The 12,868-nt window shown below is 43.3% G+C and carries 11 protein-coding genes; 9 read left to right on the top strand and 2 right to left on the bottom strand.

The annotated features are described in order from the left end of the window. Positions 1–34: 34 nt before the first annotated feature. From tuaB to HC660_RS17930, 8 genes are all read left to right on the top strand, one after another. Positions 35–1,486, top strand: a complete 1,452-nt coding sequence (tuaB, locus tag HC660_RS17965) for a teichuronic acid biosynthesis protein TuaB (RefSeq protein WP_168749513.1) — start codon at positions 35–37, stop codon at positions 1,484–1,486. Continuing rightward, on the top strand, positions 1,483–2,652 hold the full coding sequence (tuaC, locus tag HC660_RS17960; protein WP_168748873.1) for a teichuronic acid biosynthesis protein TuaC: 1,170 nt from the start codon (positions 1,483–1,485) through the stop codon (positions 2,650–2,652). The genes tuaB and tuaC overlap by 4 nt, the downstream gene beginning before the upstream one ends. A 63-nt stretch (positions 2,653–2,715) precedes the next feature. Continuing rightward, positions 2,716–4,101: a UDP-glucose 6-dehydrogenase TuaD gene (gene tuaD / locus HC660_RS17955; RefSeq protein ID WP_168748872.1), complete on the top strand. Its 1,386-nt coding sequence runs from the start codon at positions 2,716–2,718 to the stop codon at positions 4,099–4,101. Between the two features lie 84 nt (positions 4,102–4,185). Further along, on the top strand, positions 4,186–5,652 hold the full coding sequence (gene tuaE / locus HC660_RS17950; RefSeq protein WP_168748871.1) for a teichuronic acid biosynthesis protein TuaE: 1,467 nt from the start codon (positions 4,186–4,188) through the stop codon (positions 5,650–5,652). A gap of 29 nt (positions 5,653–5,681) precedes the next feature. Beyond that, positions 5,682–6,362, top strand: a complete 681-nt coding sequence (gene tuaF / locus HC660_RS17945; RefSeq protein ID WP_168748870.1) for a teichuronic acid biosynthesis protein TuaF — start codon at positions 5,682–5,684, stop codon at positions 6,360–6,362. Between the two features lie 23 nt (positions 6,363–6,385). Further along, entirely contained in the window at positions 6,386–7,144 is a 759-nt protein-coding gene (tuaG, locus tag HC660_RS17940) for a teichuronic acid biosynthesis protein TuaG (RefSeq protein WP_010332077.1), read from the top strand. Positions 7,145–7,172: 28 nt separating this feature from the next. Beyond that, positions 7,173–8,363: a teichuronic acid biosynthesis protein TuaH gene (tuaH, locus tag HC660_RS17935; protein WP_168749511.1), complete on the top strand. Its 1,191-nt coding sequence runs from the start codon at positions 7,173–7,175 to the stop codon at positions 8,361–8,363. Positions 8,364–8,503: 140 nt separating this feature from the next. Beyond that, the gene (locus tag HC660_RS17930; protein WP_010332075.1) at positions 8,504–9,580 is read left to right on the top strand and encodes a glycosyltransferase family 4 protein; all 1,077 of its coding nucleotides are present in this window, start codon (positions 8,504–8,506) and stop codon (positions 9,578–9,580) included. A 75-nt stretch (positions 9,581–9,655) separates the two neighbouring features. On the opposite strand, the gene HC660_RS17925 is transcribed toward HC660_RS17930, so the two are convergent. After that, on the bottom strand, positions 9,656–10,822 hold the full coding sequence (locus HC660_RS17925) for an LCP family protein (protein WP_010332074.1): 1,167 nt from the start codon (positions 10,820–10,822) through the stop codon (positions 9,656–9,658). Beyond that, a complete protein-coding gene (locus HC660_RS17920; RefSeq protein ID WP_010332073.1) occupies positions 10,822–11,475 on the bottom strand; it encodes a YigZ family protein in 654 nt (217 codons plus the stop codon). The genes HC660_RS17925 and HC660_RS17920 overlap by 1 nt, the downstream gene beginning before the upstream one ends. A 216-nt stretch (positions 11,476–11,691) precedes the next feature. Here HC660_RS17920 and degS point away from each other — a divergent pair, with 216 nt between their 5' ends. Beyond that, a complete protein-coding gene (degS, locus tag HC660_RS17915; RefSeq protein ID WP_010332072.1) occupies positions 11,692–12,849 on the top strand; it encodes a two-component sensor histidine kinase DegS in 1,158 nt (385 codons plus the stop codon). The last annotated feature ends 19 nt before the right edge of the window (positions 12,850–12,868 follow it).

The following is a 12,868-nucleotide window of genomic DNA, read 5'->3' as shown; positions in this document are numbered from 1 at the left end:
ATCAAACTGAGCTTAAAAAGAAGTAGGGAATATGATGCCAAGTATTACAAAACAAATCATGAGCGGCGCAAAGTGGACAAGTGTTTCAACAATCTGTATTACAATCATTCAAATCGTTCAGTTTGCCTTGCTTGGAAATATGATGACCTTAACGGAATTTGGACTCGTCGGCATGATCACAACGGTTACAATATTTGCCCAGATCGTGCTTGATATGGGGTTTGGCGCTGCGTTAATTCAAAGAGATGACGCTACGGAGCGCCAGCTGTCAACATTGTATTGGCTGAACATTATGACCGGCATTTTGCTGTTTGTGCTTTTATATGTGAGCAGTCCCGTCATTGCGGGATTTTATCAAAGAGAAGAGCTTGTGTTTCTCATCAGGATTTTGGGGATTATGTTTTTGGTTGCTCCGATTGGACAGCAGTACCAGTATATGCTGCAGAAGGAGCTGCAATTTAATACGTTAAGCAAAATAGAGATTTTTTCAAATGCATTGTCCTTTGGATATTTAGCGATAGCGGTTTTTATGATGGATGCGATTTTGGCATACGTGATCTCTCAGGTGCTGCTGCAGTCCAGCAAAGGGATTTTATTCTGGGCTGTATACCAAAAAAAATGGCGCCCATCCTTTGTTTTTGATCTAAGGGGAATGAAAGAGTTCTTCTCCTTTGGAGCCTTTCAGCTTTCATCCCGTCTTGTGAACAGGCTGGGAGCGAACATCGATATGATCTTAATCGGCAGGTTTATCGGTGCTGAAGCGCTGGGCATTTATAATCTTGCCTATCAGATTGTCACCATTCCGGTTTTGAAGATTAATCCGATTGTGACGCGGGTCGCGTTTCCTATTTTCGCCAAAAACAAATACGAAAACAGCGTGATCAGAGAAGGCTTTCTGAATATGACAAAAATGCTTGCGCTTGTATCGTTCCCGCTGTTAATCGGGCTCGTATCCGTGTCAGACGCCTTTATCGTAGCTGTTTTCGGAGAAAAATGGCTTGCGGCTGTCCCTGTTCTGAATGTTCTTGCCATCGTCGGGATACTCAGGGTGCTGATGAATCCGAATGGTTCTGTGCTCCTTGCCAAAGGAAGAGCAGATTTGGCTTTTTATTGGGACTCCGGCGTTATGCTGCTGTATGGTTTGTCGCTGTTTGCAGCTGTTCAGACGGGTAATCTTCTGACTGTCGCTTGGGTATATGCTGTCATCAGCGTTTTCAATTTTCTAATCGGTCGCTGGCTGCTGGCATATGTCATTAATCTCAATCTTTCAGCTTATTTTAAAGCCGTTATGAAGCCGTTTCTGATCACAGCGGGTATGGCCGTTATCGCGTTCGGCGCGAGTTTAGGAACAGAACGCTTCAGCATGCAGGCGGAGATGAGGCTGGCAATTTCAGTGGCGGCTGGGGCGCTCTGCTATCTCTTTCTTTTAGGAAAAGCGTACCCTCAGATGAAAAGCAAACTACTAAGAAAAGGACGTTTGTCATGAAGATTTTGTGGATCACAAGCGTATATCCAAGCAGTCTGAAACCCGGCGAGGGTGTGTTTCATGAAACACAGGTGCAAGAGCTGCTGAAGCTCGGGCTGGATATCACCGTGATATGCCCAAGACCTTTTCACCCTGCGCCTGTCCGTATGCTGAAAAAGGCATATCGTAAAAAGGATGCCAGACCAGAATATGAGATACGGAAAGGAATACCGGTTTACAGGCCTTTCTATCCCGCTGTTCCCGGCCAGCTGAAATGGGCCCAGCCACACCGGCGCATTGGGGCAGCTGTGGTAAAAACCATTAAACAGCATGACTTGAATCCTGATCTGATCCACGCGCACTTTGCTATGCCGTCGGGCGGGGCTGCGGCAGTCGTGGCAAAGACAATCGGGATACCGTATATTTTGACTTTGCATGGCAGTGATGTGAATGTCTATCCGCACTACAGCAAAGGTGCGTTTAAAGCCTTCAAAACTGCGGTTGGTTCCGCATCCGCAGTTCTTGCAGTCAGCGAAAAGCTTCAGGAAGAAACCAAAAAACTTTCCGGCTTTGACAGTACGGTTTTACCGATCGGTATACAGCTCAGCCGTTTTCAGGAAAATGAGCAGACAAAAGAAGACATCAGAAAAAACCTTGGACTCCCGCTTGACCAGCGCCTTGCTGTCTATGTGGGCAGGCTCGTTAAGGAAAAAGGCATTTTTGAATTATCAGAAGCCATTGAGATGATGGAGGAAGCGCCTCGAGCCGTTTATGTCGGAGACGGCCCCGCAAAATCTTTACTGAGGCAAAAGGGGCATATTGTGACAGGCCAAGTGCCGAATCACAGGGTGAGAGATTATTTGCTCGCCTCAGATATGTTCGTGCTCCCTTCTTATAGCGAAGGAATGCCGACAGTTGTAATCGAGGCACTGGCACTGCGGGTTCCTGTCATCTGTACAGATGTCGGAGGAGTGGCTTCATTATTCGGCAAACACCGCCATTTGCTGATTGAACCGAAATCAGCTCAAGCCTTAGCAAACACGATCTCTTTATACGCACAGGACCAAATATGGAAGCCGGAAGTGGCGGATGAATTATATCAAATCATTCACACTCAATATGACGCCGGAAAAAATGCCAGGGCGCTGCACGATCAGTATCAGATGGTTTTGAAAACACCTGTTTAATCGTAAGTAACTGCGACCAATATAAATAGGAACATGAATTTTTACAGGAGAGGGATGAGGGCTGTGAAAAAAATTGCTGTCATTGGAACAGGATATGTAGGACTCGTATCTGGCACCTGCTTTGCGGAAATCGGAAATAAAGTGATTTGCTGTGATATCAACGAATCAAAAATCAGAAGTCTGAAAAACGGAGTAATCCCAATCTATGAACCAGGGCTTGCAGATTTAGTTGAAAAAAATGTGTTAGAACAGCGTCTGTCTTTTACTAACGATATTCCGTCTGCCATTCGGACTTCAGACATTATTTATATTGCAGTCGGAACCCCGATGTCTAAAACAGGCGAAGCTGATTTAACATACGTCAAAGCGGCTGCGAAAACGATCGGTGAACATCTCAACGGCTACAAAATCATTGTCAATAAAAGCACAGTCCCAGTCGGTACCGGAAAACTGGTTCAATCTATCGTACAAAAAGCTTCGAAGGGAAGATGCTCCTTTGATGTTGTATCCAACCCTGAATTTCTTCGGGAGGGCTCAGCGATTCATGACACGATGAATATGGAGCGTGCCGTCATCGGGTCAACCAGTCATAAAGCCGCTTCCATCATAGAGGAACTGCATCAGCCTTTTCATGCTCCTGTTATTAAAACGAATTTAGAAAGTGCAGAGATGATTAAATATGCTGCAAATGCATTTTTGGCAACAAAGATTTCGTTTATCAACGATATCGCGAACATTTGCGAGCGAGTCGGCGCGGACGTTTCAAAAGTTGCTGACGGCGTCGGGCTCGACAGCCGGATCGGCAGAAAGTTCTTGAAAGCGGGTATTGGGTTTGGCGGCTCCTGCTTTCCTAAGGATACAACCGCACTGCTTCAAATTGCCAAAACGGCCGGATATCCATTCAAGCTTATAGAAGCTGTCATTGAAACGAATGAAAAGCAGCGTGTTCACATTGTAGATAAGCTCTTAACTGTGATGGGTAGCATAAAAGGGAGAACCATTTCCGTGCTCGGATTGGCCTTCAAACCCAATACAAACGATGTGAGGTCCGCTCCAGCTCTCGATATCATTCCAATGCTGCAGCAGCTGGGCGCACAGGTGAAAGCATATGATCCGATTGCCATTCCGGAGGCATCAGCAGTCCTTGGCGATCAGACCGAGTATTACACAGATGTGTATGCTGCGATGGAGGGAACCGACGCGTGCCTTATTTTGACCGATTGGCCGGAAGTAAAAGAAATGGAGCTTGTAAAAGCGAAAATGCTTTTAAAACAGCCAATCATCATCGATGGCAGAAATATATTTTCACTCGAAGAAATGCAGGCTGCGGGATACATTTATCACTCTATCGGCCGTCCTGCGGTTCGGGGAACAGAACCTTCCGACCGCTACTTTCCGGCTTTGCCAATGGAAGAATTGGCTAAGGATTTGGGAAGCGTCAATTTATAAAAAGAAAAAGGGTTACTTGTTTGAAGTGCCGGCTGCTTAGGCTCGGCCGCCGGCTCCTGAAACATCAGGAAAGGGGTTAAGCATGTGAGTATCAAACGTTCAGCGGTTCATACGCTTGCGTTACTGGCCGCTGTCATATTGGGGATCGTCCTATTGCTGGGAGCCATCCGCACAGATACAGGTCTTATGCAGATGGCTGCCGTTCTCGCTGTATTGGCAATCGGCCTGTTTGCACTGACGCTTGCAGCATTATTTACAACACAAGAACAGCTTTTTATGGCCGTCATCTACATTTTGATTGCCTGCACTTTTTTAAATAATGCTTTTTTCGCGATTCATCTTGGATTCTTTAGTTTGTTTCTTTATCGGCTCTTACTCATTACTGCAGGCTGCCTCCATCTTGTCGGGGTACTGCGGAGCCGAACACATATTGAAAGGTGGAATGGGCTGCAAGTAAAAGGAATTTTGCTCTTTTTCGCCTTTTGGTTTTTATATGGCCTTGTTTCCTTGCTATGGGCCAAATCAGTTACAGACGGTCTGAAATATTTAGCACTGCTGGCGATGGGGATATTTTTTATTTATCTCATTGTGATGTATGTGCAAAAAATGGAACGCCTGATGATTATTTATTCCATCTGGCTGGTGATGACGGTATTTCTGATGATCATCGGTTTTTACAATCATATCACGCATCATCATCTCCCGAGTTCGACTTTGTACAGCGGACCGGAATATAAGCAGCATTATCCGACCTCAGTCTTTTTTAATCAAAATGATTTTGCGACATTTTTGTCTATCAGTTTCTTTTTTTACATTGCCATGGTGAAAAACATAACGAATGGATACTTAAAGGGAATTGGCCTTTTGCTCTCGTTCGGTGCATTGTATTTAATTTTTGCGACGGGTTCTAGAGCCAGTCTGCTGGGCGTTTTTGCGGGAATAGCCGTCTACATTTTTATTGTCTTGCCGCCTGTTCTGAAAAAAATCGCCCTTTGGCTGTCGGCAGCTGGAATTGCGGTCTTTGCAGTTCTTTTTGCCAGCCGGATATTCGCAGTGTTTTGGAAGCTGTTTCTGGCTCCTCAGACGTCTCATTCATTCCAAGAAACACTTCCGTCCAACGTGGCCAGGGCCAATCTATTAAAAAACGCATGGCACTTCTTCCTTGACTCATACGGATTCGGAGTGGGCGCAGGAAATGTGTCTTATTATCTAGAGCATCATGCTTTATATGATACTGACAATGTGACAGAGGTGCACAATTGGCTGGTAGAGATTCTGGCAAACTTCGGCTTGCTTATCATGCTCGGCTATCTGGCCATTTATTTATACCTCATGTGGGTGCTTTACAAGTTTTATGAAAGAAAAATGGAAAATCAGTCAAAACTGATCACAGAAGGGCTCATCACGGCTATGGTCAGTTTCCTGGTATCCAGCATCAGCCCAAGCTCTGTCTCAAATTTATTTTTCCATTGGGTATTTCTGGCGCTCGTCATCGCCGCTGTAAACGTCTTAAGACGATCCAGACAGCAGCTTGAGCCCATATACCGGTAAATAGACTACAAAAAAGCAGGGAGACTTATATGAAGGATATAGTGATAAGATTAGCCCGGCGCATAAAGAAAAATATTATCTGGATTATATTAGTGCCGCTTATTTTAGGTGTGGCGGGGTATATACTGCCGTCTCAAATTGCGGATAAAAAGAGTTACACAGCTGAGGTTACTTTAGCTGTGGGGAGCTATGATCATCCGATTTATAACAGTACAGAAGAGATTCCGCTCCTGCTGAGGAGTGATGCTTTTTTGAAGGAGGCGCTTCCTGACGAAAAAGATGAAGATCTTGCGGAGATCAAAGAGAAGCTCACCGTGAAATCAGAGTCTAAGTCATTACTGTCTTTGAGCTATGCCGATCAGGATCAGGAAAGAACCGAATCAGTTTTGAACGCTATTTCCTCCACCTTTCTCAAAAACGACCAAAAGCTGTTTGAAGAAAGAGAAGCCGTCATTCGCCGCAGCATTGACGCGCTGGAAGGTGAAACGGTGAGTGAGGATTCCAAAGTGGATAAAGAAAGATTTTTATATGAGCTGAAAAACACACAGCTTAATCTGAAAGCGGCAAGTGCCGTTGATTCTGAAACCGTAAGTGAGGCATCAGGCGGAGGAATGTCCCCGAAAAAGAAAGCGGTTCTGGGTGTTCTGATCGGCATAACGATTGCCTTTATGTTCGTTGTCATTCCTGAATTTTTCAGAGAATCCTTTTAAAATCATACGATGGAGATGTGATCATGACCAACTGGAAACCTCTCGTATCTGTCATTACACCTTCTTATAATGCGCGTGACTATATTGAAGACACGATTCAATCAGTGTTAGATCAGAGCCACCCTCATTGGGAAATGATTATCGTGGATGATTGCTCAACGGACGGCACACGCGACATTTTAATGCAGTATGAGAAGATAGATGAAAGAATTCATGTGATATATCTGGAAGAAAATAGCGGAGCCGCGATAGCTAGAAATAAAGCGCTGGAACATGCCCAAGGGCGCTACGTGGCATTTTTGGACAGTGATGACAAATGGAAAAAAGACAAACTGAAAAAGCAGCTTGATTTTATGATGGAGCGGTCCTGTGCGTTTACCTTCACAGGCTACAGCTTAATGTCACAGGACGGGGTGCCGATGGATAAATTCATTCATGCACCCGAAAGCCTAACATATGATGACGCTCTTAAAAATACCATTATTGGCTGTCTAACGGTGATGATTGACAGGGAACAGACGGGACAGATTCAAATGCCGAATATTAGAACGAGGCAAGACTTGGCAACATGGCTGGCTCTTTTAAAAAAGGGTTTTACAGCTTATGGAATGAATGAGTGTTTAGCTGAATACCGGCTTGTCAATAATTCGATTTCAAGCAACAAATGGAAGGCTGCCAAAAAAACATGGTTTGTTTACAGGGAGATCGAACGGCTCCATTTAATGAAAGCGACATGGTGTTTTGTTCAATATGCAAAAAACGCGGTAAAAAAAAGGCTGTAACCGCAAACAGAGAGAAAAGGTGATGAAGGTGGAAACAAAAGCAATGATTCACGTCATCGTGGCTACTGCTGAATGGGGAAAAGATCAATTGAGGTACAGACGGCACCGATTGGCTGAATTTTTAGCTGCTCAGGAAGAAACAAAGGAAGTCATCTGGGTCTGTCCGGCGCCGCGTACCCAAAGGATCGAATTTCAGCAAGTGCAATCCGGCATCCGTCAATACGCCGTAAAGGACTTGTTGCAAAAGAAAATGTTTCGCTTCGGACGATATACCGATGTGTTTTATAAGCATAAGCTCTCACCTTTATTAGAAGAGCTGAAATCCGCTTCAGCCAGAGGTGAACGCTGCTGCTTATGGTACACGTTTCCCGGATTTCCGCTGCTGTCTTCACTATATCCTTGGGATCAGGTGATTTATGATTGCAGTGACTTGTGGGCGGCGCCGATCAGCGGACGTTCAAATATGCTGTCCGAGTTCAGGCGGAAAGTCATCAAAACCGCGGAGCTGCGAATTATTGAGCGTGCTGATTCCATTACTTGTTCATCGGAATTTCTGCGCAATGAAGTTGATAAAAAACTGACAGCGGGACGAGAAAAGGTTCATACCGTTGAAAACGGTGTTGAATATGACCTGTTTTCAGAACATAAAGCGGCACCTGACCGAAGCATCTTGCAGGGAAGAGAAGGGGCCGTACTGGGGTTTATCGGCGGAATTAAACCAAAGCTGGATTTTAAATTGATTGAAGAAGCGGCTCTGAGAAAACCTGATTGGACCTTTTTATGGGTCGGCCCGGACGCCACCAATGGTGATACAGCGTTTCTAGAGCTTCTGAAGCTTTCTAATGTGATATGGACGGGGCCGGCAGACCCGAAAGAAGTTCCGCATTTTATGGAATTGATTGATATCGGGATTATGCCGTATAAAAAGTCATCCTATAACCAGGCGGTTTTCCCTCTTAAGTTATTTGAATTTTTGGCAGCGGGAAAGCCGGTCGTCGGCTCTAACCTTCCGTCAACTTCTAAAATGCAAAAGCCGTATATTTACGAATATATGGAAGGCAATGACCATAATGATTTTATAGCTGCGTGCGAGAAAGTGCTTGAAAAAAGCGGAGATGAGGCATACAAAGAGATGCGGCGAAACATTGCCCGCACCCAAGATTGGAATGTTTTATTTAAACAAATCATGAAATATACAGGGATTCAAAAACATGCGTAGTCCTTTAATTGGGATGCGCGTTTTTTGATTATACGTGTTTCTTTTTGATGAAGCTTGTTATAATAACTAAGGAGAAGGTATAATGGAAGGAACGGTTCTCTAAAATAAAGACTTCATATAATTCCAAAGGAGACTTCTTTATGCTTGACGAACGCATGATTCGCATTGTTGTTGCGTTTATTGTCTCGCTGCTAACGGTTTTAATCATAACCCCAATCGTAAAAAGGATTGCGATTAAAATAGGTGCAGTTGATCAGCCCGGCAATCGAAAAGTACATGATAAAATCATGCCCCGAATGGGCGGGCTGGCCATATTTATCGGGGTGGTTACAGGCGTGCTTGTATCCGGTATATACACAGAAACAAGAATGACGGCTATCACAGTTGGGGCATTTATCATTATTGTGTTGGGAATCTTAGACGATAAATATCAATTAAGCGCAAAAGTTAAATTTATTATTCAATTAGCCGTGGCTATTATGATTGTTAGCACGGGTTTAAAAATGGACTTTTTCTCAGTACCTTTTTTAGCTGAACGGTTTGAATTGGGCTGGATGGCATATCCGCTGACTGTATTATGGATTGTCGGCATCACAAACGCGATGAACCTGATTGACGGATTAGACGGCCTTGCAGCAGGCCTTTCTGTTATTGGCCTGTCCACGATCGCAGTTATGGCGCTATCCGGCGGAAAAGTACTCATTCTGTCACTTTCATTGGTGGTTATCGCAAGTACGCTCGGATTTTTGTTCTACAATTTTCATCCGGCAAAAATCTTTATGGGGGATACGGGATCATTGTTTCTAGGGTATGTGATTTCTATTCTCTCATTGTTAGGGCTGTATAAAAGCGTAACATTGTTCAGTATTGTCATTCCGATTATTATATTAGGCGTGCCGATTTTTGACACAACATTTGCAATCATAAGACGGATACTAAACAAACAGCCGATTTCGGCGCCCGATAAATCACATATCCACCACAGGCTGATGGCCTTTGGCCTTTCACATCGGATGTCGGTCATTGTCATTTACCTGATTGGATTTATTTTCAGCATCAGTGCAATTGTGCTGAAAAGCGCTACAATTTGGCTTTCCCTGTTTATTATCTTTATCTTAATTATATTTATGCAAATAATAGCAGAAGTTACGGGACTCGTGAATGAACGTTTTAAGCCATTTACAAAATTCTATAAACGTCTTGTGAAAAGAAATTAAAAACTCCGGTTCTATGAGCCGGAGTTTTTTCTGCGCAAAAAAGCCCGGTCCGTTAAAGGACGGGCTTTTTTAAATTTAATATGATGAATCAGTAGTTGAATTTGTTGTGCCATTTGAGCTTGTGCTGCTGTCATTTGTGTAGCCGCTTCCGCTCGTATTGCCGTCTGTTGCCGTGCTAGAACTGTCAGAGCTGTCAGATGTTGAGCTATCGGTACTGGAGCTGCCAATGCTTGAACTGCTCGTATCAGGATCATAATCTAAATGCTCTTGAAGGGTTTTTCTGACGTTTTCCAGATTCGCAGCATCAGGTTCAAAATAATATGTTTTGTTAGGCCCTAAATACAAATCAGAACCAGTAATTGACAGTGTATCGATTTTCTTGCTGGTAAAGCCGCTGTAAATCTGCTGTAGGGCTAGACCTTCAGTAATGCGAATATTGGTTTCAACGTTTTCACTGGCTGTCTCTGCGATTTTATCAATTTTTGCAATATTGCTTGCGCTGGACATCCGATCGATTAACGCGTTTAAAATTTGTTTCTGTCTGTCGTTACGGCCGAAGTCGCCGCGTTTATCCTGTTTTCTCATGCGGGCATACGCCAAGGCTTCTTCACCATTTAAATGCATCTCGCCTTTTTTGAAATAAATCCGTTTGCTTTCGTCCACATCACTTTTCTCATCAAAGTCGAAAGGTACATCTACATCAATACCGCCAACCTCATTAATAACATCTTTAAATCCGTCAAAATCGACTGTTACATATTTATCGATTGGGATTTGCAAGAATTGTTCAACAGTTTCAACAGTCTCATCTTTTCCGCCTTTGCTGTAAGCGGAATTGATCTTTGTTTTGGTGCCGGTTGTGTCATTAGCTAATTGCACTCGTGTATCGCGCGGAATGCTCAGCATTTTCATGGTTTTATTTTTCGGGTCAAGGGTAACTACAATAAGAGAGTCCGATCTCCCTTTTTGCCCTTTTGTCGCGTAATCTTCAATTCCCATAAATAAAATAGAAAATGGTTTTTTCTTCATATCTACAACTTCATTACGTAGATTTGATTTATCTCCGCGGGAAAGTGCATCGTATGAATCATCCGCAGCGTTAATGGTTTTATATAGTTTATATCCTCCGAGCCCTACAACTACCAATAATGCAAGGACGAACAACAACATAATCCTTTTTAAAATTTTTCTGCGTTTGCTCTTTTTCTTTTTGCGCACACGCACTCTAACGCGTTCAGTCATTATTCAGTCTCCTTTATGTGATTGACGGCTTTTTCAAGGTACGTCAACTCTCCCTCTGTAATATCACTTTTTCCATTTGTTAACTCTGTCATCCACTCAGAAAACGATTGTGTTTCTTTTTCTTCTACATATGCTTCGAATTCTACGTTTTCTGCATAATGGATTTCTTTTAATAGAAAAGGCGATTCCCTTAATTCATTTTCAATCTTGCCAAGCCAAGTATAATCTGCGGAAGTATGCATAACCCTCATAAGCTTCCGTTCTACGACACCTATATGGTTTAATCCTTCAGACACTGACTTCCCATAAGCGCGGATTAAACCGCCTGCTCCCAGCTTTATGCCGCCGAAGTAACGCGTGACGACTGCACAAGTATCCTTAAGTCTGCGTTTTTTTAACACCTCGAGCATAGGGACTCCTGCTGTGCCACTCGGCTCTCCGTCATCATTGGCTTTTTGGATATGATCGTTTTCGCCAATAACGTAAGCTGAGCAATTATGAGTTGCATTCCAGTGCTGTTTCTTTATTTTCTGTATAAATTCCTGTGCTTCTTGTTCGGAAGAAACACGGCTTAAATGACAGATAAAACGCGATTTTTCTATAACAATCTCGTGTTCTCCTGCTTCTTTCACAGTGAAATAGCTGTGCAGCATGCTAGCTGACCCCCCGCTAAGCATAAAAGACTGCCTATACAAATTCGTACAGTCTTTAGAATTTTTGTGCGTATTTTGTTATCATAAAGAGTAAGAAGGTACATAAAATTGTTTTTTTCTAGAATATACGCATTCTTTCATTATAATTCGACACAATTTGCAGATCAATTACATTTATAATAAAAATATATGACAACACCGTGACGGAGGGAAATTATGAATAAAATAAAGATGGATTCCAAAGTTCTGGATTCTATTTTGATGAAGATGCTGAAAACCGTTGACGGGAGCAAGGATGAGGTTTTTCAAATCGGGGAGCAGTCGCGCCAGCAGTATGAACAGCTGGTCGAAGAACTGAAACAAATTAAACAGCAGGTTTATGAAGTCATCGAGCTTGGTGATAAACTTGAAGTGCAAACCCGCCATGCACGAAACCGTTTATCCGAGGTCAGCCGCAATTTTCATAGATTCAGTGAAGAAGAAATTCGCAATGCTTATGAAAAAGCCCATAAGCTGCAAGTAGAACTGACGATGATCCAGCAGCGTGAAAAGCAATTGCGCGAACGCCGGGATGATTTGGAACGCAGACTGTTAGGCCTTCAGGAAATCATTGAACGCTCAGAATCACTAGTGAGCCAGATCACGGTCGTGCTGAACTATCTGAATCAGGATCTTCGTGAGGTTGGGCTGCTTCTTGCCGATGCGCAGGCAAAACAGGATTTTGGCCTGAGAATTATTGAAGCGCAGGAAGAAGAGAGAAAAAGAGTCTCGAGAGAAATTCATGACGGTCCTGCACAAATGCTGGCAAATGTTATGATGAGATCGGAATTAATTGAACGGATATTCCGAGACCGAGGCGCTGAGGACGGATTCCAGGAAATCAAAAATCTCCGCCAAAATGTGCGGAATGCCCTTTACGAAGTGAGACGGATTATATATGATTTAAGACCGATGGCCCTTGATGACCTAGGCCTGATTCCAACTTTGCGGAAATATCTATATACAACCGAAGAATATAACGGTAAGGTGAAAATACACTTTCAGTGCATCGGCGATACGGAGGAAAAACGACTCGCGCCTCAGTTTGAAGTTGCGCTCTTCAGACTCGCACAGGAAGCTGTGTCCAATGCGTTAAAGCATTCTGGATCTGAAGAAATTACAGTCAAAGTTGAGATTACAAAGGATTTTGTGATTTTAATGATAAAAGATAACGGCAAAGGATTTGACCTGAAGGAAGCGAAAGAGAAGAAAAACAAATCATTCGGCTTGCTTGGGATGAAAGAAAGAGTAGATTTATTGGAAGGAACCATAACGATAGATTCAAAAATAGGTCTTGGGACATTTATCATGATTAAGGTTCCGTTATCTCTTTGACTATGATTTGTAAAATAGA

Origin of the sequence: Bacillus mojavensis, assembly GCF_012648005.1 — a bacterium.
Classification (GTDB): Bacteria; Bacillota; Bacilli; order Bacillales; family Bacillaceae; genus Bacillus; species Bacillus mojavensis.
The sequence above is the reverse complement of the archived record's forward strand: the minus strand, read 5'-3'. Positions and strand labels throughout refer to the sequence as shown.